24 protein-coding genes are annotated in these 22,566 nt (G+C 68.4%); 18 read left to right on the top strand and 6 right to left on the bottom strand.

Features of this window, described 5'->3' with window-relative positions; genetic code table 11:
- Positions 1–78 precede the first annotated feature (78 nt).
- Genes BLR02_RS03295 through BLR02_RS03270 form a run of 6 tightly spaced genes read left to right on the top strand, consistent with a single transcriptional unit; the run spans position 79 to position 5,992 of the window.
- Positions 79–807, top strand: coding sequence for an ABC transporter ATP-binding protein (locus tag BLR02_RS03295; protein WP_090660416.1), 729 nt, complete (start codon positions 79–81; stop codon positions 805–807).
- Complete coding sequence (locus BLR02_RS03290) at positions 807–1,538, top strand: ABC transporter permease subunit (protein WP_090566977.1); 732 nt, start codon at positions 807–809, stop codon at positions 1,536–1,538. The genes BLR02_RS03295 and BLR02_RS03290 overlap by 1 nt, the downstream gene beginning before the upstream one ends.
- A gap of 4 nt (positions 1,539–1,542) precedes the next feature.
- Positions 1,543–3,510 (top strand): GldG family protein, encoded by a 1,968-nt coding sequence (locus BLR02_RS03285; RefSeq protein ID WP_090660413.1) that lies wholly within the window; start codon positions 1,543–1,545, stop codon positions 3,508–3,510.
- A gap of 10 nt (positions 3,511–3,520) precedes the next feature.
- Positions 3,521–4,549 (top strand): DUF4340 domain-containing protein, encoded by a 1,029-nt coding sequence (locus tag BLR02_RS03280; RefSeq protein WP_090566983.1) that lies wholly within the window; start codon positions 3,521–3,523, stop codon positions 4,547–4,549.
- On the top strand, positions 4,546–4,974 hold the full coding sequence (locus tag BLR02_RS03275) for an NUDIX hydrolase (RefSeq protein WP_090566986.1): 429 nt from the start codon (positions 4,546–4,548) through the stop codon (positions 4,972–4,974). Before BLR02_RS03280 ends, BLR02_RS03275 begins: the two co-directional genes overlap by 4 nt.
- A 25-nt stretch (positions 4,975–4,999) precedes the next feature.
- The gene (locus BLR02_RS03270) at positions 5,000–5,992 is read left to right on the top strand and encodes a Bug family tripartite tricarboxylate transporter substrate binding protein (protein ID WP_090566989.1); all 993 of its coding nucleotides are present in this window, start codon (positions 5,000–5,002) and stop codon (positions 5,990–5,992) included.
- Between the two features lie 6 nt (positions 5,993–5,998).
- On the opposite strand, the gene msrP is transcribed toward BLR02_RS03270, so the two are convergent.
- Positions 5,999–6,940 carry a protein-methionine-sulfoxide reductase catalytic subunit MsrP gene (gene msrP / locus BLR02_RS03265; RefSeq protein ID WP_090566991.1) on the bottom strand — a complete coding sequence of 314 codons (942 nt, stop codon included), beginning with the start codon at positions 6,938–6,940 and terminating at the stop codon, positions 5,999–6,001.
- A gap of 188 nt (positions 6,941–7,128) precedes the next feature.
- Between msrP and BLR02_RS03260 the strand changes: the two genes are divergently transcribed.
- Together BLR02_RS03260 and BLR02_RS29265 are read left to right on the top strand one after the other, a co-directional pair.
- Positions 7,129–7,908: a response regulator transcription factor gene (locus BLR02_RS03260; RefSeq protein ID WP_090660410.1), complete on the top strand. Its 780-nt coding sequence runs from the start codon at positions 7,129–7,131 to the stop codon at positions 7,906–7,908.
- 92 nt (positions 7,909–8,000) lie between these two features.
- Positions 8,001–8,303, top strand: a complete 303-nt coding sequence (locus tag BLR02_RS29265) for a hypothetical protein (RefSeq protein ID WP_176849354.1) — start codon at positions 8,001–8,003, stop codon at positions 8,301–8,303.
- A 151-nt stretch (positions 8,304–8,454) separates the two neighbouring features.
- Here the strand turns inward: BLR02_RS29265 and BLR02_RS03250 are convergent, their stop codons facing one another.
- Complete coding sequence (locus tag BLR02_RS03250; RefSeq protein ID WP_090660407.1) at positions 8,455–8,841, bottom strand: Rid family hydrolase; 387 nt, start codon at positions 8,839–8,841, stop codon at positions 8,455–8,457.
- A gap of 140 nt (positions 8,842–8,981) precedes the next feature.
- Positions 8,982–9,278, bottom strand: a complete 297-nt coding sequence (locus BLR02_RS03245) for an ABC transporter substrate-binding protein (protein ID WP_218127849.1) — start codon at positions 9,276–9,278, stop codon at positions 8,982–8,984.
- A 215-nt stretch (positions 9,279–9,493) separates the two neighbouring features.
- Here BLR02_RS03245 and BLR02_RS03240 point away from each other — a divergent pair, with 215 nt between their 5' ends.
- Entirely contained in the window at positions 9,494–10,252 is a 759-nt protein-coding gene (locus tag BLR02_RS03240) for a lytic transglycosylase domain-containing protein (protein ID WP_245704588.1), read from the top strand.
- Here BLR02_RS03240 and BLR02_RS03235 read toward each other — a convergent pair.
- A complete protein-coding gene (locus tag BLR02_RS03235) occupies positions 10,249–10,716 on the bottom strand; it encodes a DUF192 domain-containing protein (RefSeq protein ID WP_090567092.1) in 468 nt (155 codons plus the stop codon). The genes BLR02_RS03240 and BLR02_RS03235 overlap by 4 nt on opposite strands.
- 46 nt (positions 10,717–10,762) lie before the next feature.
- Here BLR02_RS03235 and BLR02_RS03230 point away from each other — a divergent pair, with 46 nt between their 5' ends.
- Complete coding sequence (locus BLR02_RS03230; RefSeq protein WP_090661533.1) at positions 10,763–11,653, top strand: alpha/beta fold hydrolase; 891 nt, start codon at positions 10,763–10,765, stop codon at positions 11,651–11,653.
- A gap of 115 nt (positions 11,654–11,768) precedes the next feature.
- On the opposite strand, the gene BLR02_RS03225 is transcribed toward BLR02_RS03230, so the two are convergent.
- Positions 11,769–12,890 (bottom strand): acetoin utilization protein AcuC, encoded by a 1,122-nt coding sequence (locus BLR02_RS03225; RefSeq protein ID WP_090567006.1) that lies wholly within the window; start codon positions 12,888–12,890, stop codon positions 11,769–11,771.
- Complete coding sequence (tpiA, locus tag BLR02_RS03220) at positions 12,887–13,633, bottom strand: triose-phosphate isomerase (protein ID WP_218127496.1); 747 nt, start codon at positions 13,631–13,633, stop codon at positions 12,887–12,889. Before tpiA ends, BLR02_RS03225 begins: the two co-directional genes overlap by 4 nt.
- Positions 13,634–13,750: 117 nt before the next feature.
- Between tpiA and BLR02_RS03215 the strand changes: the two genes are divergently transcribed.
- From BLR02_RS03215 to BLR02_RS03185, 8 genes are all read left to right on the top strand, one after another.
- Positions 13,751–15,640, top strand: coding sequence for a SurA N-terminal domain-containing protein (locus tag BLR02_RS03215; RefSeq protein WP_090660401.1), 1,890 nt, complete (start codon positions 13,751–13,753; stop codon positions 15,638–15,640).
- 15 nt (positions 15,641–15,655) lie between these two features.
- Positions 15,656–17,161, top strand: coding sequence for an anthranilate synthase component I (gene trpE / locus BLR02_RS03210; protein ID WP_090660398.1), 1,506 nt, complete (start codon positions 15,656–15,658; stop codon positions 17,159–17,161).
- A complete protein-coding gene (locus tag BLR02_RS03205; RefSeq protein ID WP_090660395.1) occupies positions 17,158–18,024 on the top strand; it encodes an amidohydrolase family protein in 867 nt (288 codons plus the stop codon). Before trpE ends, BLR02_RS03205 begins: the two co-directional genes overlap by 4 nt.
- A 362-nt stretch (positions 18,025–18,386) precedes the next feature.
- Positions 18,387–18,974 carry an anthranilate synthase component II gene (locus tag BLR02_RS29260; protein WP_090567020.1) on the top strand — a complete coding sequence of 196 codons (588 nt, stop codon included), beginning with the start codon at positions 18,387–18,389 and terminating at the stop codon, positions 18,972–18,974.
- Entirely contained in the window at positions 18,971–19,981 is a 1,011-nt protein-coding gene (trpD, locus tag BLR02_RS29255) for an anthranilate phosphoribosyltransferase (RefSeq protein WP_176849352.1), read from the top strand. Before BLR02_RS29260 ends, trpD begins: the two co-directional genes overlap by 4 nt.
- Entirely contained in the window at positions 19,978–20,811 is an 834-nt protein-coding gene (trpC, locus tag BLR02_RS03195; protein ID WP_090660392.1) for an indole-3-glycerol phosphate synthase TrpC, read from the top strand. The genes trpD and trpC overlap by 4 nt, the downstream gene beginning before the upstream one ends.
- Complete coding sequence (gene moaC, locus BLR02_RS03190) at positions 20,812–21,297, top strand: cyclic pyranopterin monophosphate synthase MoaC (RefSeq protein WP_090660389.1); 486 nt, start codon at positions 20,812–20,814, stop codon at positions 21,295–21,297.
- Positions 21,297–22,502, top strand: a complete 1,206-nt coding sequence (locus tag BLR02_RS03185) for a molybdopterin molybdotransferase MoeA (protein ID WP_090567033.1) — start codon at positions 21,297–21,299, stop codon at positions 22,500–22,502. Before moaC ends, BLR02_RS03185 begins: the two co-directional genes overlap by 1 nt.
- The last annotated feature ends 64 nt before the right edge of the window (positions 22,503–22,566 follow it).

Raw genomic sequence — 22,566 nt, 5'->3', positions numbered from 1 at the left:
CCCGCGCCTCGAGGGTCTTGCAATACCGGCACATCCCGGTAAGTCCCGCGGCCGGGTTGCATTCTGGGGGGTTATGCCTTGGCCGCGCTGATCGAGATCGAGCGCCTGACCAAACGCTTCGCCGGCTTCACCGCGGTGGACGACGTCTCCTTCAGCGTGGAACGAGGCGAGGTGCTGGGCTTCCTCGGCCCGAACGGCGCCGGGAAGTCAACCACCATGCGCATGCTGGCCGGTTTCATGCCACCGACCTTCGGCACCGCCCGCATCTGCGGCGCCGATGTGGTGGACCAGCCGGTGGCCGCCAAGCGCCATCTCGGCTTCCTGCCCGAAGGCGCGCCGACCTATCCCGAGATGACCGTCACCGGCTTCCTCGCCTTCACCGGCCGCATCCGCGGCTTCCGCGGCAGCGAGCTGGCCGACCGCACGGCCCATGCCATGGCCCTCACCCAGCTCGAAGGTGTCCGCCTGCAACCGATCGAGACGCTTTCGAAGGGCTTCAAGCGCCGGGTCGGGCTGGCCCAGGCCCTGCTGCACGACCCGCCCGTCCTGGTGCTGGACGAGCCGACCGACGGCCTCGACCCCAACCAGAAGCACGAGGTACGCGACCTGATCCGCCGCATGGCGCCCGAAAAGGCCATCGTCATCAGTACCCATATCCTGGAGGAGGTCGGCGCCGTCTGCACCCGCGCCATCATCATCGCCCGCGGCAAGGTCGTGGTCGATGCGCCCCCCTCGGTACTGGAGGAACAGGGCAGCACCCTTGACGAGGTATTCCGCCGCCTCACCCTCGGGCAGGAGGCGGCCTGATGCGCCCCGCCCTGATCGTCGCCCGCCGGGAGCTGGCCGCCTACTTCGCCACGCCCGTCGCCACCGTCTTCATCGTTATCTTCCTCGTGCTCGCAGGCGCCCTGACCTTCACGCTCGGCAATTTCTTCGGCCGCGGCCAGGCGGATCTCATCCCCTTCTTCTCCTTCGTCCCCTGGCTATTCCTCTTCCTCGTCCCGGCGCTGACCATGCGGCTCTGGGCGGAGGAGCGTCGGCTCGGCACCATCGAGCTGCTGCTGACGCTGCCCTTGCCGCAATGGCAGGCCGTGCTTGGGAAGTTCCTGGCCGCCTGGGCCTTCTGCGGCATCGCACTGGCGCTGACCTTCCCGCTCTGGATCACCGTCAACATTCTCGGCTCCCCCGATAATGGCGTGATCCTCTCGGGCTATGTGGGCTGCCTGCTGGTCGCCGGTGCCTATCTCGCGCTCGGTGCCGCGGTCTCGGCGCTGACGCGCAACCAGGTCATCGCCTTCGTCCTGGCCGTTGCCCTCTGCTTCATCTTCGCTGCGGCCGGCAGCCCCGTGGTGACCGAATTCCTCGACACCCGCCTGCCCGTCCTGGCCGAGATCGCCCGCAGCCTCTCCGTCGCCGAACGCTTCGGCGGCTTCACTCGCGGCATCATCGCCGTGCGGGACCTGATCTACTTCGCCAGCTTCATCGGCTTCTTCCTTTTCGTGAATGCCGTCGTGCTCGACCATCGGAAGGCGGACTAGGCGCATGAGCGACACCACCGCAGCCGCAACGCCATCGGCACCGCGCCGTGGCAGCCGCCGTCTCGGCACCTCCGCCCTCGGCCTGCTGGCCGCCGGCATGCTCGCCATCGGGGTGAACATGCTGGCCGACCGGCTGCTGCCGCGCGCCCGCATCGACCTGACCAGCCAGGGCCTCTACACCCTTTCTGACGGCACGAAGCAGATCCTGGGGGGACTGCAGGACCCGATCACGCTGCGCCTCTTCTACTCCCGTCGCCTCGGCGCCGAGATCCCGATGTACGGCGCCTATGCCGACCGGGTGCGGGAGATGCTGGCGGAGTACGTGTCCCTCTCGAAGGGCAAGGTACGGCTCGAGATCCTCGATCCCGAGCCCTTCTCGGAGACCGAGGACCGCGCGATGGCCTATGGCCTCCAGGGCGTGCCGGTCGACCAGGCCGGCGAGCAGGTCTATTTCGGCCTCGCCGGCACCAACCTCGTTGATGACGAGCGAGTCCTCGCCTTCTTCCAGCCAGACCGCGAGCGCTTCCTCGAGGCCGACCTGACCCGGCTGGTCTATGAGCTTTCCAATCCACGCCGCCCGACCATCGGCGTGATGTCGCCACTGCCACTGAATGGCGACCCGCGGGCGATGATGCTGCGCCAGCCGCAGCTCGGGCAGCCTGCCGCGGTGATGACCCAGCTGCGCCAGTATTTCACGGTGAAGGACATCCCACTCGACACGCAGGTGATCGAGCCGGATGTGCAGGTGCTGGTGCTCGCCCACCCGCAGGGGCTGGGCGAGGCGGCGCAGTATGCCGTGGACCAGTTCGTCATGCGCGGCGGCAAGCTCTTCCTGCTGGTTGACCCCCATTCCGAAAGCCAGGCCGCGCGCCCCGGCCCGACCGGCCAGCCGCCCGCCAACACCGCATCCTCCCTCGACCGGCTGCTGAATGCCTGGGGCGTGGACGCACCGTCCGACAAGGTGGTGCTCGACCTCCGCGGCGCCTGGCGGGTCCGCGCCGGGCCCGGTGACCGCGTCCAGGCGGTCGACTATCTTGCCTGGTACAATCTCCAGGGCGACAGCCTGAATCGCTCCGAGGTCTCGCTGGCCCAGCTTGACCAGATCACCGTCGCCTCCGCCGGTGAACTGCGGAAGCGGGACGGCAGCACGGTGGAGTTCACCCCGCTGCTGACGACCTCGGCCCAGAGCATGGTGGTGGATGCCACAAGGGTCAGCCAGGAGCCGAACCCGACCCGGCTGCTTGCGGATTTCCGTGCCGATGCCAGCCGCCACGTGATCGCCGCCCGCCTCCGTGGCGAGCTGCCCTCCGCCTTCCCGGACGGGCCGCCGGCCTTGCCGGAGGGGCAGCAGCGCGCGGAAGGCTTCCCGGCGCATCTCGCCCGCAGCCAGGGCCCGGCCAACCTCGTCGTGATCAATGACAGCGACATCCTGGAAGACCGCTTCTGGGTGCGGATCCAGGACTTCTTCGGCCAGCAGATGGCGACGCCGATCAGCGGCAACGGTGCCTTCGTCAGCAACATCGTCGATACGCTGGGCGGGTCGGATGCGCTGATCTCCCTCCGCTCCCGCGGCGAGAGCCTGCGCCCCTTCGATCTGGTCGAGGATATCCGCCGCAACGCCGATGCGCAGTACCGCCAGACCGAGCGCCAGCTGACCCAGAAGCTGGAGGAAACCGAGCGGCGCCTGCGGGAGCTGCGCCAGGGCACGCCGGCCGCGCCAGGCGCCGAGCGCAACCAGAACCAAGCGGTGATCACGCCGGAGCAGCGCGCCGAGATCGACCGGGCACGGGAGGAGATCATCGGCACCCGCCGCCAGCTGCGCGCCGTGCAGCTTGAACTGCGCCGGGACATCGAGGGGCTGGAGACCACGCTCCGTGTCGTCAACATCGCCCTTGTCCCGGCCCTGCTGACGATATTCGCCATCGGCCTCGCGGTGGTGCGCCGCCGGCGCCGCGCCGCGGCCCGGGCCTGAGGAGGCACGCATGCAACGCCGGACCCTGTTCCTCCTGGGCGGCGGCGCCGTCCTCACCGTCGGCGGCGCCCTGCTGCTGACGCCCAGTGCGCTGCACGACGAGGTGGCGCCATCCGCTGCGAATCTCGCCTTCCCCGGCCTCGCCGCCCGGCTGACCGAGGCTGCCCGCATCGAGATCCGCAAGCATGACGGCAGCCTCACTCTCCTGCGCCAGGACGAGGCCTGGGTGCTGCCGGAACGGGGCAACTATCCCGTTCGTCCCGAGCGGGTGCGGGAGCTGCTGGTGGGCCTGACGGAGCTCCGCCTCGTCGAAGCCCGCACTGCTGATCCGGGCCAGCATGACCGTCTGGGCGTGGACGACCCCAATCGCCCGGGTAGCACCGCCTTGCTGCTGCGGGTGCTCGCGGCCGGTGGCCAGCCCATCGCCGAGCTCGTCATCGGCCGCCGGCGCGTCCGCACTCAGGGCAATGTGCCGGAGAGCGCCTACATACGCCGGCCGTCCGAAAGCCAGGCCTGGCTGGCCGAAGGCCGCCTGCCCGCCGACGCCGACCCGCAGCTCTGGGTCGATCGGGACATCGCTAATATCGCCCAGGACCGCATCCGCCGCGTCACCATCCGCCGCGAGGGGGAGCCGGAGCTGGTTCTCGCCCGCGGTGAGGGGCCGGAGGCAAAGCTCCGCCTCGAACAACCGGTGGATCCCCGTCCGCTCGACGACGTCTCGCTGGACGAGGTGGCGCGCGGCTTCGAATACCTGACCTTCCTTGAGGTGAAGCCAGCCGCCGAGGCCCCCGGCAGGCCGCTCGGCGCCTCCCGCTTCGAACTGGCGGATGGGATGATGGTCACCGTCCTCCCCGCCCATGATGGCGAGACGCTCTGGATCCGGCTTGAGGCTGAAGGCCCGGAGAGTGCCTCGCTTCAGGCCCGCTGGCAGGCCTGGGCCTATCAGGTCGGCGTCTGGAAGGAGAAAGCCTTCATCCCCCGGCTCGAGGATCTGCTGCCGCAGGCCGCCCCATCTCCGCCACCGACGCCTGGCCGATGAGCCCCCGCGAATACCCAGACCGCCCCTGGGTCGGCATCGGGATCATCGTGTTCGATGGGGAGCGCGTGCTGCTCGCCCGCCGCGGCAAGCCGCCCCGCATCGGCAGCTGGTCCCTCCCCGGTGGTGCCCAGCATCTCGGGGAACGGGCCGAGGCAGCAGCGCGGCGCGAATTGATGGAGGAGACGGGCATCGAGGTCGGCCCGCTGCAACTGGCTGCGGTCGTCGATGCCATCACCACCGATGAGGGCGGCGCCACCCGCTACCACTACACCATCATTGATTTCTGCGGCTGGCGCGTGGGCGGCGAGGGCCGGCCCGGCGACGATGCCTCCGCCATCGCCTGGGCGCTGCCCGAGGAGCTTGCCCAGTACGATCTGACGCCCGACGTATTGCGAGTGATCGCAGAGGCACGCCAACGGTTGTAGCCTCCAGCAAAATGGAGGCCGATCCATGCCGGGACGTCGTAGTATCCTCACCGCAGGCGCCGTGCTGCTCGCCGTGCCTGCCATGGCACAACCCATTGCCGGGGGACGCCCGCTCCGACTGATCGTCCCCTTCCCGCCGGGCGGCGCCGTCGACATCCTCGGCCGCCTCATCGCCGAGCGGCTTGGCCCCACGCTCGGCCAGACCATCGTCGTCGAGAATCGTGGCGGGGCCGGCGGCAATATCGGCGCCGATGCGCTCGCGAAATCCGCACCGGACGGCTCAACCATCGGCCTCATCAGCGCCACGACGCTCTGCGCCGCACCCTTCCTGTACAGGTCGATGGCCTTCGACCCGCAGAAGGACCTCGCACCCATCTCCAATGTCACGACCGGCCCGGTGCTCTGCGTGGTGAATGCGGAGACGGCGGCGAAGCGCGGCTGGGGCGATTTCGCTGCGCTCGTAGCCTGGTCCAAGGCGCATCCGGATCAGGTGACCATGGGCTCCTCCGGCACCGGGACGACCAGCCATCTCACCATCGCCGCGGTGAACCAGGCGACCGGTGCCCGCATCACCCATGTGCCCTATCGGGGCGGCGGCCCGGCCATCTCCGACCTGCTCGCCGGCACGATCGACATGATGTTCGACGTGATGCCCGCGCTCATGCCGCATGTGGAAGCCGGCCGCTTCAAGCCACTTGCGGTCAGCAGCGCGGAGCGCCTGCCTTTCCTGCCAGATGTGCCTGGCATGCGGGACCTGGCGGGCCTCGGCCTCGGCGATATCGACATCCAGAGCTGGAACGCGGTGATGACCAGCGCCGGCACGCCCGCTCATGTTGTCGCCCAGCTGAACGACGCGATCCGGAAGGTCGCCGCCGACCCGGCTTTCGTCGAGCGGCTGCGGCCTCTCGGCTACCGGGTCCTCGTCAGCGACTCGCCCGAGGTGCTCGCCGCCCGTATCCGTGCCGAGACGCCGCGCTGGAAGCGCCTGGTCGAGATTTCCGGCGCCCGTTTGGACTGAGGGAGGTCAGCCCCAGAGCCGTTCCCGTTGGAGGTTGGCATAGAGGCCGCCGACGAACTCACCATACCCGTTGAAAAGCTGCGTCGGCACCCGCTCACCGGTCCCGAGGACCCGTTCGCTGGCCTGGCTCCAACGTGGATGCGGCACCTCAGGGTTGATATTGGCCCAAAAGCCATATTCCTGCGGCTGGATCGCTTCCCAGAAGCTCTTTGGCCGTTCCGCGACCAGGCTGATCCGCGCCAGGGACTTGCCGGCCTTGAAACCGTATTTCCAGGGCTGATGGAAGCGGATCGGTGCGCCATTCTGCGGCAGCAGCGGCTTGCCATAGGCTCCGACCACGAGGAAGGAGAGTTCGTTACCCGCCTCTTCGAGGGTGCAACCCTCGACATAGGGCCAGGGGTACCAGGATTGCCGCAGCCCCGGCATCACCGCGGGCAAGGCCGCCGTCTCGAACCGCACATATTTGGCCCCTGACTGGACGCCGACCGCCGACAGCATTGCGGAGAGCGGGAACCCCGTCCAGGGCACCACCATCGACCAGGCTTCGACGCAGCGGAGCCGGTAGACCCTCTCCTCGATCGGCATCGACCGCAGCAGATCATCGACCGAGAATTCACGCGGTCGATCCACCAGCCCATCCACCTTCACCGTCCAGGGCTGCAATGGCAGCTTCTGCGCTGGCCGGTAGATGCCCTTGTCGGTGCCGAACTCGTAGAAGTTGTTGTAGGTGGTCGCCTCTCGCTCGCCCGTGACGGCCCGTCCGGGCTCGTAGCGAGTGTTGCGCGCCGGTGTCGGAAAGCCGTCGGCCCGGGCGAGGCTTGGCAGGCCGATTGCGGCTGTCCCGGCCAGGGCCGCGCCTTTCAGCGCCGCGCGGCGGCCAAAGACGAGGGATTCGGGCGTGACCTCCCGCTCGGGGATTTCCCAGCCACGGCGCTTGAAGAAGACCATGTCGTCACTCCGGGTCTTGGGGAAGGGCAGCCTCGCCCATCCGATGTGGCATCGCACAGGTGTTTCGCCAGAGCCACAGGGAGGGTTACCAACACACGCATCACGCGAATTGGATTGTATTCCATATCCTGCACACTATCCTGTGATCACTAACGGCCCTCCATGATCACGTAACGGCGGAGCAGCGCATGCACATCCTCCTCGCCTCTCCTTCGGCTAGCCCGGCGACGCTCGCCGCAGGCCTCGCCGATCTCGGCCTCCGCTGTGACGACATAGATGCGCTGGACGATCTGCCCTCGGTGCTTGCCCTGAGCGGCCCCTATGATGCGCTCGTGCTCCGGATCGACGGTTCCGTGCGGGACCTCCAGGCAACGATCGCCGATCTTCGCCGTCGCGGCCTGAACCTGCCGATCGCGGTGCTCTGCGGCCGCACCCCGCAGCCGGCCGAGGAGGAAGCGCTGCTGCATGCCGGTGCCGATGACGTGCTTGCCAATCCGATCCATCTTCGCGTGCTGACCGCCCGGCTGCAGGCGCTGGCTCGCCGTGCCCGTGGCCATGCCAGCGCGCGTCTCGTCTGCGGCAATGTCACGCTCGACCAGGCGCAACACGCGGCCGTCGTCGATGGCCGCCGGGTGAACCTCACCGCGCGCGAGTTCGACTTCCTCGAGACGTTGATGCTCCATAAGGGCGTGCTCCTTACCAAGGAGCGCTTCATGACCAGCCTGTATGCCGATGGCATGGCGCCGGATTCGAAGATCGTCGACGTTTTCGTCTGCAAGCTGCGCCGGAAACTGGCCGATTGCGGCGCGGCGGAAATGATCCGCACGGTCTGGGGCCGTGGCTATGTTGCCTTCGAGCCGAGCCCGACCGCCGTCGAAGCGGCGCGCAGTGCCCGCCGCCCGGAAGCGGCGGTCGACCCGGTGCCGCGCGGCTGGACGCGTCGTAGCCAGGTGCTCGCCACCGCCTGACGGCTGCCTCAAGCCGCCAGATCGATCCCGAGCTCCGTCCAGATCGTCTCGAAGAGCTCGGCATAGCGAGGCAGGGTGCGGATCCGCAGGGGATGCCGCATCTCGCCCGGGATCTCGGCCGCATGGGTGGCCTTGACCCGCCCAGGCCAATGCCGAACCAGACGACGATCGGCGGCGCGAGGGCGATCTTCGGCAGGCCGTTCAACGCGACCATGATCGGCCGCAACACCGCCGCCGTGGTAGGCGAAAGCCGGAGCAAGAGTCCAGCCGCCGAGCCCGCAATGCTGCCGATGAGGAAACCGAGCACCGTCTCCTCCGCGGTGACCCAGGCATCGCGGAGCAGCTTGCCCTCCGCAAGCCCCTTCCACAGTTCCCGGCCGATGCCGCTCGGCTGACCATAGAGATACACCGGCAACCACTCGGCCCGGATCGCCAATTCCCAAAGCGCGCAGAACCCGACAATGAGAAGCACCTGCCAGAGCAGGATGCGCAGCCGAGCGCGCTCCACGAGACGGCTTGCGCACCGGCACCGCCACTCCGGCGAGTTCAGTCGCCGACATAGGCGGTTGTGGCGATCTCCACGAGGAAGTCGGGCCGCACCAGCGGTGCCTGGATGCAGTAACGAGCCGGCGGAGCCTCTGGGAAGTATTCCTTGTAGACCGCGTTCATCGACGCGTAGTCGGCCAGGTCCTTCAGGAATATCTGGTTGAAGACCACGCTCTTCAGGCTGCCACCGCCAGCCTCGAGCACGGCCTTGATCGAGTCGAGCACATACCGCGTCTGCGCCGCGGCATCACCGATGCCCATCGTCTCGCCATTCGGGCCGATGGCCAGCGTGCCGGAGACATAGAGGAAGCCGCCCGCCTTCGTCCCCGGGCTGTAGGGCGCGAGCGGAGGCGGAGAGCCGGGCGGGATGATTGGTTCGATTGGCATGCTGTGTCTCCTACTCAGGGTTCAACCGCCTGGCCGCAACTTGGCCACAGCGCGTTCGGCCTCCCATTCGGCCTTGGAGATGGTCGGATCCTTCGGGATGGCGCTCCCGGCCTTGAGCAGGTTGTCGGCGGCTGAGCGGATCACCGCCTCCGCACCTGCGGGAGCTCTGCAAACGGGCGGGCCCCCTCGCCCACCGCATTCGCCGACATGCCGGCACCCGTCACCACGATGGCTGCATTGCCGGAGAGCACGGCCGGGATGGCGAGCGCAATGCCGCCGGCCGAGGCCATCGTGACATCAAGCCCGTGCTTGTGGAAGAAGCCACCATGCTTCGCCGCATAGCCCGAGACATACATGCCGAGATGGATCGCTTCGGAGACCCGTAGCGGCTGGAGTGATTGGGCACCGACAAAAACCAGCGGAGAAGGCAGTCGCACTGCCACCGAGCAGGATGGTTCGCCGTCGCGCACCAAGGATCGCCGGGCTGCCTTGGACTGTGCTGATGCCTGCTGGCATTCGCCACCTCCATCTGTTGCAGTGCAACAATGCGTGGCGACGCGGGGAGGTGGAAGACCTTCAATCCACCCTGCCTGGCATGGTGCTTGCGCTACCCACCCGCCGCTCGCATGGCGTGAGCACGGGACGCCGAGATATGCCGCAACGCATCGTAAACCTGATTCTCCTGGGACTTTTCCTTCTCTTTCCAATGGAAACCGTGGCCGTTCCCGCCGGGTCCGAAAGCGCCAGCCGGGCTTGCGACACTGCAATCGCTGCTGCCGAGCGGGAGGCAGGGCTGCCTGCGCGCCTACTCGCCGCCATCGCCCGCGTCGAGTCCGGCCGGCGCGACCAGGTGACCGGTGCCGTCACGGCCTGGCCCTGGACCATCAATGCCGAGGGGCGCGGCAGCTTCTTCCCAGACAAGGCGGCAGCGATTGCCGCTGTGCGGGCACTTCAGGCCCAGGGCGTACGCTCGATCGATATCGGCTGCATGCAGGTGAACCTCCGGCACCATCCGCAAGCCTTCGCCAGCCTGGAGGATGCCTTCGATCCGCTTGCCAATGCGCGCTACGCCGCTCGCTTCCTTACCGAGCTCAAATCCTCACGCCCGGACTGGATGGCCGCCGCCGCAGCCTATCACTCCCAGACGCCGGAATATGCCGAGCCGTACCGGGCCCGCGTCGCCGCAGCCTGGGCCCAGGAGCAGGCGCGGCCCCAGCCCGCACCGGTTACCCCGGCAGTGCCGGTGTTTCGCCCGAGCCAGCCCGGCGGGGGGTTCATGCTGTCAAACGGCGCCGAGCGTATGCCGGCGATCACCAACCCCAATCCTGGCGGTGGCCGCAGCCTTACCGCCTATCGGGCCGCCCCGATCCCGATCGCGGGGCGTGCCGTGCTGATGCCGCCGCGCCTCTAATCAGCATTGCCAAAGATGCGCTGGATCACCCGGTCGCCGACGCGAAGCCCAAGCCGCTCGGCCGTTCCCGCCGCCAGTTCCAGCGTCGCCCGCACCGGCCCGCGGCTGTCGATCGCCGCCAGGGAATAGGGCACCGTCCGCTCGGCAATCCGGTGGATATGCCCATTCGCTGCAATGAAGACCATGTCGAGCGAGGTGATGGTGTTGCGCATCCACATGCTGGATTCTCGCGGCTGTCCCCAGTCGAACAGCATCCCTTCATTCGGGCCGACACTCGGGCGGAACATCAGCCCGACCATCTGCTGGTCCATGCTCAGGGCCATCTCGACGCGGAATTCATGACGCTTGCCATCGCGCGTCACGATGATGAGCGGTTCCTCGGGCAACCGGGGCTGCGGCTGGTTCTGGGCCAGGGCAGGCGTGGCGAGGAGGCCGGCAAGGCCAAGGAGCGAACGGCGGAGCATGGCGCACACCATGGCACCGCTGCGGCCGACCGGCCATACTCCCGGCATGGAAGACCTTCGCCGGATCCGCACCCCGAGGCTCGAGATCGCCTATACGGAGCACGGCCCGCCCGATGGGCCGCCTGTCGTCCTCCTGCATGGCTTCCCTTACGCGCCAGCGGCCTATGCCGAGGTGGTGCCACCCTTGGTCGCGGCCGGCCGGCGCTGCATCGTCCCCTATCTGCGCGGCTATGGCCCCACGCGCTTCCTCGCGGCAGAGACGCCACGCTCCGGCCAGCAAGCAGCGCTGGGGCAGGATCTGCTCGAGTTGCTCGACGCCTTGGCGATCCCACGCGCCACAGTTGCCGGCTATGATTGGGGCGGCCGCGCCGCCTGCATCCTGGCGGCGCTTTGGCCCGAGCGCGTCTCGGGCCTCGTCTCCTGCACCGGCTACAACATCCAGGACATCGCCGCCTCTGCGCGCCCCGCGGCGCCAGAGCAGGAACGCCGGCTCTGGTACCAGTATTATTTCCATAGCGAGCGTGGCCGCGCTGGGCTCGAGGCCGATCGCCGCGGCATCGCCCGCCTGCTCTGGCGCCTCTGGTCACCGGAATGGCACTTCGATGAAACGACCTTCGCCGCCAGTGCCGCCGCCTTCGACAACCCTGATTTCGTCCGGGTCGTCATCCAGTCCTACCGCCACCGCTTCGGCTATGCCGCTGGCGACCCCGCCCTGGAGGAAGTCGAAGTCGCCCTCTCCCGTCAGCCTCGCATCACCGTCCCGACCATCGCGCCGCATGGCGGCGCGGATGGCGTTGGGCCGGCCGAAGCCTCAGCCGGTCACCACCGCTACTTCACCGGTCCCTATGAGCGCCGCGTGCTGCCTGGGATCGGTCATAATGTTCCGCAGGAGGCGCCGGAGGCCTTCGCCCGGGCGGTGCTCGATCTGCCAATCTAGCACCGCCTCCGTCACCCAGCGCAGCCGCGGCTTCAGCACCCTGCCAGTAACTCACGCAGCATGGCCGGGTACTGCATGACATCTCACGCTAGGACATCACCAATATCTTCTGGGTTCATGATGTATACGGCGCCGGCAGGTCGCGCGTCGCTGCCGCGGCCACCCGCTGCACCGCTGCCCGCACCACACCGGGCCGTGGCACATCCCGCAGCGTGGTGAACCAGTGCTCCGGCGGGTTCCGCCCCGCTGCCCGGCCGAAGCGCAGTCCTCGCAGTACCTGCTCAGCCGCCAGCGGCAAGCGTTCGGGAATGGGAAAGTCGTTGAGCATGGCCCAGACCCCTGCCCAGCAACGCCCGACCGTCCAGGGATTGTAGCCGCCACCGCCCAGCACCAGCAGCCTCGGTGCCGCCCCCATCAGCGCCCGCACCACGCCCCAATGGGCATTGTTGGAGAGGGAAAGGCGTGACAGCGGATCCTCGTCCAGGGCATCCGCCCCGCATTGCAGCATGATGGCCTGCGGCCTGAGGTGGCGGGCGATGGGCAGGATCGCCTGATGCAGCAGCCACAGCATTTCGGAATCGTTGAAGCCGGCCGGCACCGGCAGGTTCCGCGCATGCCCGCCTGCGCGATCCTCGGCAAGCCCGGTAAAGGGCCAGCGACCCGCCTCATGGACCGAGAGGGTGAAGACGCGTGGATCGTCCCGGAAGGCATCCTCCACCCCATCACCGTGATGCGCATCGATATCGATATAAAGAATGTTGGTGAGCCCGGCATCGATCCAGGTGAGCAGCCCCAAGACCGGGTCGTTCAGGTAGCAGAAGCCGCTTGCCTGGTCCGGCCGCCCATGATGCGTCCCACCGCCCGGGCAATAAACCACCCCACCCCCAGCCGTGAGGCGGGCCGCCAGCATGCAGCCCCCCGCGCTCGTCGCTGGCCTGGAGAAGACCTCCCGATAAACCGGGTTGCCATGCGCGCCGATATGGTAGCGCGCCTGATCATCCGGGTCGGCTTGCTGCGCCGCCTCCGCCCGCTGCAACGCTGCGATGTAGTCCGGCGCATGGAAGCGGGCGAGCTCCGCCGGGCTCGCCTTCGGCGCCTCGATCCATCCCCCTCCCGGCAACCATCCCATGGCTTCGATCAGGTCGAGCGCCGTTGAAACCCGTGGGATCGCCAATGGGTGCTTCGGCCCATAGGAAGAATGCCGGTAGATCTCCGAACCGATGAGAAGCGGCGTCACGTGGCGGCGGGTACCCCTGCGGCAATGGCCAGGAAGTCAGCCGCGACCAGGCTGGCACCGCCCACCAGCGCCCCATCGACATGGGCGAGCGCCAGGATGCTCGCGGCATTCCCCGGCTTGACCGAACCACCATAGAGGATGCGCAAAGCACTGCCGGCCTCGCTGAACCGGGACTCCAGATTGCCGCGGATGGCAGCATGGATGGCCGCGATATCCGGCTCGGTCGGGGTCCGCCCGGTGCCGATGGCCCAAACCGGCTCATAGGCGACGACGCCACCCGCCGCGGCGAAACCGTCAGGCAGGCTGCCGGCCAGTTGCCCGGTGACCACAGGCTCCGCCTCGCCCGCCAGCCGCTGCGCCTCGCTCTCGCCGACACAGACAATGGGGATCAGGCCCGCAGCCAGTGCAGCCTCCGCCTTGGCCCGCACCACGGCATCCGTCTCGCCATGATCAGCCCGGCGCTCGGAATGGCCGAGGATCACATAGGTTGCCCCGACGTCCCGCAGCATGGGCGCGGCCACATCGCCGGTATGGGCCCCCTTGGTCGCCGCATGACAGTCCTGCCCGCCCAGCGCCACCCCGCCCTTGGCCAGGGCTCCGCCCACGGGCACCAAGTAGGGAAAGGGTGGGCAGACCAGCAGCTCGGCTCCCGGCTTCGCGCCGGTCTGCACGGCTTCCGCAAGGGCGGTTGCCTCCCGCAGCGTCCCGTGCATCTTCCAATTGCCGGCGATCAGCGGACGCACTCCGGGGGTCATGGCGGGATCCTCTCTGTTGAGAGAAATGCGGTATCCGTCACCGCTTCGTTTGGCAACGGCCGAGGGCTCGGCTATGGACCCAGCCCGGATCACAGACGGACCATCATGCTCACTGCCCTTCGCCGCCTCGCCTCCACCTGGGTCGCCAAGCTGCTGTTCGTTCTGCTGATCAGCTCCTTCGCGGTCTGGGGCATCGGCGACACGATCCGCAATTTCGGCCAGGACACCGCCGTGGCCCGGGTCGGCGGCACGCCCATCGAAATGGACGAGGCCCAGGCGGCGGTGCGCCGGGAGATGCAGCGCCTCTCCCGCCAGGTCGGCGGCCAGTTCGAGAACGATCCGCGCATTCGCCGTGCCGTGGCCCAGCAGGCGATCGAGCAACTCGTCCTCGACCGGGTGCTGCGCGGAGAGGCGCGGGACCTCGGCATCACCGTGCCGGATGAGGCGGTGCGGGATTTCATCTTCTCGATCCAGGGCTTTCGCGGCATGAGCGGGCAGTTCGAGCGCGCGGTCTTCGAGAATTTCCTCCGCACCAATGACATGACCGAAGGCACCTTCCTGGCCCTCGTCCGCGCCGACCTTGCCCGCCAGCAGCTCGCACTCGCGGTCCGCTCGGGTGCCACCGCGCCGGAGGTGCTGACAAAGCCGCTGTTGCAGTGGCAGCTGGAACAGCGGAGTGCCGCCCTCGTGACCCTCCCCCTCGCCGCCGCGCCAGAGCCGCCGGCACCGGAGGAAGCGCAGCTCCGCCGTTTTCATGAGAATAATCCGGACCGCTTCTCCACGCCCGAATACCGGGAGGCGAGCGTCGCCGTGCTGACCGCCGAGCGCATCAGCCGTGAGGTGGAGATCTCCGACGCCGACATCGCCGCGGCCTACGAGTCCCGCCGCAACCAGTTCGAGACGCCGGAGCGCCGGGCGCTCGCCCAGGTCCTGGTGCAGGACGAGGAGAAGGCAAAGGCCATCGCCGCCGCATGGTCCGGCGGCGCCGATTTCGCCGCCGTCACGCGGGAGGCAGAGGCTGCCGGCGGCCAGGCGCTGGAGCTCGGTTCGCTCGACCGCGCCGGCCTGCCCTTTCCGCAGCTCGCTGAAGCAGCCTTCGGCACTGCGGTGGGCAGTGTCACCGCGCCGATCAGGACCGATTTCGGCTGGCATATCCTCAAGGTGGAGAGCGCCGAACCCGGCGCGACCCGTCCTCTCACCGAGGTTCGTGACCAGATCCGCACCGACCTGACCGCCGAAAAGGCCGCCGACCTCGCCTTCGAGCGCGCCAACCAGGTCGAGGACGCGCTGGCCGGCGGTGCGACGCTGGCCGAGGTGGCGCAACGCTTCAATCTCGGCTTCGCCGCCATCCGCACCGATGCCAATGGCATGGACCCGGAAGACAAGCCGGTCGAGTTGCCAGTGATCGAGGCGGCCCGTGCCCCCCTGCTGCGCGCCATCTTCACAGCCGAAAAAGGCGCCGCTCCCCGCCTGGCCGAAACCGAGGCCGGTTTCGTTGCCGTGGATATCAAGGAGATCAGCCCGCCTGCGCTCCGCCCCTTCGAGAGCGTCGAGCCGCTGGTGCGCGAGGCCTTCATCGCCGAGGCGCGGCGCCGCTCCCAGGAGGAGCGTGCGGCCGGTCTGCTCGCTGCGGTGAAGGGGGGCAAGTCGCTGGCCGATGCGGCGCGCGAGTCTGGGTTCGGCGTCCGCGAGGTTGGCGCCATCACCCGGGACCAGCGCGACGGCGCCATCCCGCCCGAGTTGCTGGCGCCGCTCTTCGAGCTGAAGGCGAATGAGCCGACCATGGCCCAGACTCAGGATGGCTACGCTGTCGCCCAGTTGCTGGAGGTCACCCGGCCTGATCCCGGCACAGATGCAGCTGCCCTTGCCCGGCTGAAGGCCGAAGTGACCCAGGCCATGGCCGGCGACCTCGAAACCGAATATGTCGCCGCGCTGCGCAACCGGGCGGACGTACGGATCAACCCGCGCCTCGTCGACAACCTCGCCCAACCCTGAGAGAGGACCCAACCCATGCCCTCCCCCGATTTCGCCGCCTTCAGTGCTGGTCTTGCCGTCGGGCAGGCCCAGGTGCTGTGGCGGGAGCGGGTGGCGGATCTGGACACGCCCGTCGGGGTCTTCCTGAAGCTCGCCGCCGGTAAGCCCAACAGCTTCCTGTTGGAGAGCATCGAGGGCGGCGCCGCCCGCGGCCGCTATTCCGCGGTCGGGCTGGAGCCGGACCTCATCTGGCGTTGCCGCAACGGCCAGGCCGAGCTCAACCGCCACGCCCTCGCGGCGCCGCATGCCTTCGAGCCGGCCGGCGCAGATGCGCTGGAGAGCCTCCGTGCCGCCGTCGCTGCCACGCAGATGGCCTTGCCTGCCGGCCTGCCGCCCATCGCGGTCGGGCTCTTCGGCTATCTGGGCTACGATATGGTCCGGCTGATGGAGCGGCTGCCCGAGACGGCGCCGGACGTGCTTGGCGTGCCCGATGCGGTGCTGGTCCGCCCAACCCTCGTCGCCGTCTTCGACCATGTGCGGGATGCACTGAGCCTCTTCACCACGGCCTGGCCCACCCCGGGCCAGGACCTCCAGGCCGTCTGGGATGCCGCCCAGGCCCGGCTGGATGAGGCCGAAGCCGCCCTCGATCGCCCATTGCCGCGCCCTGCCGCCCCGGTCAGCCTGCCGAAGCTGCCGGAGCCTGCCAGCAACTTCACCCGCGAGGGTTTCGTTGCCGCTGTCGAGCGAGCCAAGGACTATATCCGCGCCGGCGATTGCTTCCAGATTGTCCCCAGCCAGCGTTTCTCGGTACCGTTCGCCCTGCCACCCTTCGCGCTGTACCGGGCGCTGCGCCGCATCAACCCGGCTCCCTTCCTTTTCTTCTTCGACTTCGCCGGTTTCGCCGCCGTCGGCGCCTCGCCAGAGATCCTGGTGCGTCTCCGCGATGGCGAGGTGACGATCCGTCCGCTCGCCGGTACCCGCCGCCGCGGCGCCACACCGGAGGAGGACAAGGCGCTGGAGGCCGAGCTGCTCGCCGACCCGAAGGAGCGGGCCGAACACCTGATGCTGCTCGATCTTGGCCGCAATGATGTCGGCCGGGTCTCGGCCATCGGCACCGTCCGCGTGCCAAGCCAGTTCCAGATCGAGCGTTACTCCCAGGTGATGCATATCGGCTCCGAGGTGCGCGGCCGGCTCCGCCCCGGCCTCTCGGCCCTCGATGCCCTGGCCGGCGGCTTCCCGGCCGGCACGCTGACCGGCGCCCCCAAGGTCCGTGCCATGCAGATCATTGAGGAGCTGGAGCCCTCCCGCCGTGGCATTTACGCCGGTGGCTTCGGGTATTTCGGCGCCGATGGCGGCATGGATACCTGCATCGCCCTCCGGACCGCCCTGGTGAAGGATGGTGTCATGCATGTCCAGGCCGGCGCCGGCGTGGTCGCCGACAGCGACCCGGTGGCGGAGTACGAGGAGACCCAGCAGAAGGCCCGTGCCCTGTTCCGGGCCGCCGAGGAGGCGGTGCGCTTCGCAGCCGGCCGGCGCGCATGACGCGCCCCTGCCCCGGCGCCCGCGCCACGACGAGCCGCCCCCGCTGGCAGCCGCCACCCGGCGCGACCGACTGCCACATGCATGTCTTCGGCCCTTACGACCGCTACCCGCTCTCGCCAGGCCGCTCCTATACGCCACCCGAGGCTTCGCTCGCCGCATACCGCGCGATGTGCGCCACGATCGGCATCGAGCGCACCGTGGTCGTCCAGCCCAGCATCTACGGCACCGAGAATGACGTCAGCCTCGACGCTGTCGCCGCGCTCGGCCCTGATCGGGCACGGGCCGTCGTGGTGGTGGATGACAGCTTCGATCTATCGAAGCTCCGCGCCATGGCCGATCGCGGTGCTTGCGGCGTGCGCTTCAACGCGGTCAGCGGCAATGGCACCTCACTGGCGCAACTCGCAGCCCTGGGCGATCGCCTCGCCGAGCTTGGATGGCATCTGCAACTCTACGCGCATCCTGCTGAAATGCTTACCCTGGAACCGGTGCTGGCTGCCCTGCCCTGCCCCCTCGTCATCGATCATATGGGGGGTGTGAAGGCCGGGAAGGGCGGCATCGACGATCCGGCATTCCGGGCACTGATCCGACTCTTGGAAGGCGGCGCCTGGGCTAAGCTCTGCGGCTACCGGTCCTCCTCGGCCGGCGCTCCCTATGCCGATGTGGCCGCCATGGCCCGGGCCATGATCGCCGCCGCCCCTGATCGCTGTGTCTGGGGCACGGACTGGCCGCATCCCTCCCTCGCCGCGCCGGAGGATGTGCCTGATGACGGCGTCCTCATGGATGCCCTCGGCGACTGGGCGCCGAGTGCCGCACAGCGGCAGGCAATCCTGGTCGATAACCCAGCCCGCCTCTACGGCTTCTGATCTCGCTTGCGCGCTGCTCGCCGGCGTGGCACGACATGGGTCATGGTCCAACACGCGATCCCCGTTACGCGATTTTGGTACCGCTGGTACACACCGGCGGCCTAAGGATCAGCGCACCCTCGCAGACCCGACAAGCCGCCACCCGCTGGCGGCTTTCGTGTCTCTGGACCCTCACGATGCCCCGCCAGCCTGTGACGGCGCCACCACCAGGAGGCCCAGATGCAGCGCAGCGATTTCGATTTCGATGTGATCAGCGGACCCGCCTTGCCGCCGCCCCAGCGACCCTTGGGTCCATTGGCGCCAGCGGCCCCGCCACCGCCCTCGCTTGACCCGGCAGCGGCACGGCCCGAAAGTCCGAAGTCATGATCCTGCTGATCGACAACTACGACAGCTTTACCTTCAATCTCTATCACTTCCTGGGCGACCTTGGGGTGGAGATTGAGGTACGTCGCAATGATGCCCTGACGAGTCAGGAGGCGCTTGCCCTCCGGCCTGAGGCGATCCTGTTGTCGCCTGGCCCTTGCACTCCGAACGAGGCCGGGATCTGCCTGCCCCTGATCGGTGCCGCCGCCTCGGCGGGCATCCCTCTGATGGGTGTCTGCCTCGGCCATCAGGCCATCGGCCAAGCCTTTGGTGGGACGGTCATCCGTGCGCCCGATCCGGTGCATGGCAAGGTCTGGGACGTCCACCATCGCGGCACGGACATCTTCGCCGGCCTTCCCGACCCCTTCCGGGCCACCCGCTACCACTCGCTGGTGGTTCGCCGCGAGGATCTGCCACCGGAACTCGAGGCAACAGCCTGGACGGAGGATGGGCTGATCATGGGCCTCGCCCATAGGAGCCTGCCGATCTGGGGCGTGCAGTTCCACCCGGAAAGCATCGCCTCCCAGCATGGGCATGACCTGCTGCGGAACTTCCTCTCCCTCGCCAAGGCTCGGGTGCCGGCGTGAACACGCTGAAGCCGGTCCTCGCCCGCCTCGCCGCCGGCGAGCGCCTGGTGGAGAGCGAGGCCGAAGCTGCCTTTGGCATCATCATGGCTGGCGAAGCGACACCGGCCCAGATCGCCGGCTTGCTTATGGCCATGCGTGTCCGTGGTGAGACGGTTGCTGAACTCACCGGCGCGGTTCGCGCCATGCGGGCACGGATGACCGCGATCGAGGCGCCGCCCGGCACCATCGACATCGTCGGCACCGGCGGCGATAGCTCCGGCAGCCTCAACATCTCGACTGCGACGGCGCTTGTCGTCGCGGGCTGCGGCGTACCGGTCGCCAAGCATGGCAACCGGGCCCTCTCCTCCCGCTCCGGCGCGGCGGATGCGCTGGCGGCCCTTGGCATCAATCTCGATGTTCCGCTTGCTCGCCTGGAATCGGTTTTGAAGACTGCCGGGATGGTGTTCCTGATGGCGCCGCGCCATCACGCCGCCCTGCGGCATGCAGCAGGCCCCCGGGTTGAGCTCGGCACGCGGACGATCTTCAACCTCCTGGGGCCCTTGGCCAACCCAGCCAGGGTCCGGCGCCAGCTGACCGGCGCTTTCCAGGCGTCCTGGCTGAGGCCGATGGCCGAAACGCTCGCCCGGCTGGGGACGGAAGCGGCCTGGGTGGTTCATGGCCAGGGCCTGGACGAGATCGCCCTATCCGGAGAAACCCAGGTGGTGGCGCTGGAAGGCGGCGCTATCCGGGAATTCAGGATCGCCCCCGAGGATGCCGGCCTGCGCCGTGCTCCGCCCGAGGCAATCCGCGGCGGCGAGCCGGCCGAGAACGCCCTCGCCCTGACTGCGTTGCTGGAGGGCGCCCCCGGGCCCTACCGCGACATCGTGTTGTTGAATGCCGCCGCGGCCCTGGTCGTCGCGGGTCGGGATACCGATTTAGCATCCGGCGCGGCGCGGGCTGCGGAGGCCATCGACAGCGGGGCCGCTTCTGCCGTACTGGCCCGCTTGAAGGACGCCACGACAGAATGAACGCCCCCCATATCATCCTCTCTGAACCCCAGACTGTGCCGGATACGCTATCCCGCATCCTCGCCGACAAATACGAGGAGGTCCGGGCGCGCGCCGTTGCCACGCCGCTTGCCGAGATGGAGCGGCAGGCCCGGGCAGCTCAGGCCCCGCGGGATTTTGTCACCGCCCTCTGTCAGGCTGTCGCCGATGGCCGTGTCGGTCTGATCGCCGAAATCAAGCGCGCATCCCCCTCGGGCGGCCTGATCCGCGACCCCTTCGAGCCGGCGATCCTGGCGGATGACTACGCCCGGGCTGGCGCCACCTGCCTCTCGGTCCTCACTGACGCTCCATGGTTCCAGGGCCATGCGGATCACTTAAAGGCCGCCCGCGCCGCCTGCGCCCTGCCGGTACTGCGCAAGGATTTCATGGTTCATCCCTGGCAGGTTTTCGAAGCCCGAGCGATGGGCGCCGACTGCATCCTGCTCATCATGGCCGCCCTCTCGGATCAGCAGGCTGAGGAGCTGGAGGACATCGCGCGAAGCCTCGACATGGGCGTGCTGGCCGAGGTGCATGATCGCGCCGAAATGGACCGCGCCCTCGGTCTGCAAACACGGCTGATCGGCATCAACAACCGTAATCTCAAGACCTTGCAGACCAGTCTTGAGACTTCAGAGGAGTTGGCACCTCACGTGCCGGCAGACCGTATCCCGGTTGCCGAAAGCGGCATCAGGACACCGGATGACGTCCGCCGCATGGCCGCGGCTGGCGCCCGCTGCATCCTCGTCGGCGAGAGCCTGATGCGGCAGGCGGATGTCACTGCGGCCGCCAGCGAACTGGTCCAGGCTCTGTAGATGGAGGAGTTGCCTCCCGCCCTGACCCATTTCGACGCGGAGGGGCGCGCCGTCATGGTCGATGTCGGCGCCAAGCCGGAGACGGCGCGCCAGGCGATTGCCCGAGGCCGCATTGTCATGGCGCCATCGACCCTCGACCGCATCCGCGAAGGCCAAATGGCGAAAGGCGATGTACTCGCGGTGGCGCGCATCGCAGGCATCATGGCTGCCAAGCGGACTGCAGACCTCATCCCTCTCTGTCACCCCCTGATGCTGTCGAAGGTCACCGTCGACCTGACGCCAGCAGCGCCTGATGCAGTTGAAATCGAAGCCGTGGTTGCCCTGAATGGGCGGACCGGTGTCGAGATGGAGGCGTTGACAGCGGTGACCGTCGCCGCCCTTACCGTCTATGACATGTGCAAGGCGGTCGATCGCAGCATGCGGATCGAGGCAGTCCGGCTGAGCCATAAATCAGGCGGTAAATCGGGCACTTACGAGGCAGGTTGATGATTTCGGTCGAGGAAGCCAGGGCCCGTATCATTGGCGCCCTCGCCGCCACGCCGGCCGAAACGGTGCCATTGCCAGCCGCCTGGGGTCGTGTGCTTGCCCGCCCGGTTCTGGCCCGGCTGACGCAGCCGCCCGCCGATGTTTCAGCCATGGACGGCTATGCGGTTCGGGCCGAGGATGCTGCGGCCGGCACCTGGCTCGCCGTTATTGGCGCTGCACCCGCTGGCCATCCCTTCGCCGGACAGATCGGCCCGGGACAGGCGGTTCGTATCTTCACCGGCGGCGTGGTTCCGCCGGGAGCCGATGCCATCCTCCTGCAGGAGGATGCAAAGGCCGAAGGCGCCCGGGTGCTGGTCCAGGAGACCGTTCGCCCCAACCGCTGGATCCGCCGCCGTGGCCTCGACTTCGCCGAGGGCGAGGAGGTTCTGTCTACCGGCCGGCGCCTGACCGCTCGTGACATCGGTCTCGCTGCCGCTGGGAATGCGCCCTGGCTGGCGGTGCATCGCGCCCCGCGGATCGGCATCCTGGCGACCGGCGACGAGATCGCCCTGCCTGGAGATCCGATCCCGGCTGGTGGGATCGTCAGCAGCAACGCCCATGCCCTCGCCGCCCTTATCCGGGCCGGCGGTGGCGACCCATTGGTCCTGCCGATCGTCCCCGATGACAGCCAGGCCATCGCCGAGGCTGCCCGCGCTGCACGCGCCTGCGATCTGCTCGTGACCACCGGCGGAGCCAGCGTCGGTGACCATGATCTCGTGCAGAGCGCCCTTGGCCCGCAGGGCTTCAGCCTCGACTTCTGGAAGATTGCCATGCGGCCTGGCAAGCCACTGATCTGGGGGCAGCTGGGCCCGACTCCGGTCCTGGGCTTGCCGGGCAACCCGGTCTCTGCCCTCGTCTGCAGCGTGCTGTTCCTGATTCCGGCGTTGGATCGCCTTTCCGGACTGCCAGGTAATCCCCCGAGAACGATCCACGCGCTCGCCGGAGCTGACCTGCCCGAGAACGACCGCCGCTTCGATCACCTTCGGGCACGGCTCGAGCCAGGACCGGAGGGTATGCCCATTGCGGTGCCCTTCCCCGTGCAGGACAGTTCGATGATGAAGACGCTAGCCCGGGCCGAGGCCTTGATCCTCCGTGCACCCGGTGCCCCCGCCCTCGCGACCGGTGCTCCGGTCGAGGTGATCCCTCTCGGCGATCTGGGCTTCTGATCCTATCAGGCTGAGCCTCATTGTTATGTCGTGATGCCGCCAGCTCGGATACAGTTGACCGGAT

The sequence above is a fragment of the Belnapia rosea genome (assembly GCF_900101615.1).
GTDB classification, from domain to species: Bacteria; Pseudomonadota; Alphaproteobacteria; order Acetobacterales; family Acetobacteraceae; genus Belnapia; species Belnapia rosea.
The sequence above is the reverse complement of the archived record's forward strand: the minus strand, read 5'-3'. Positions and strand labels throughout refer to the sequence as shown.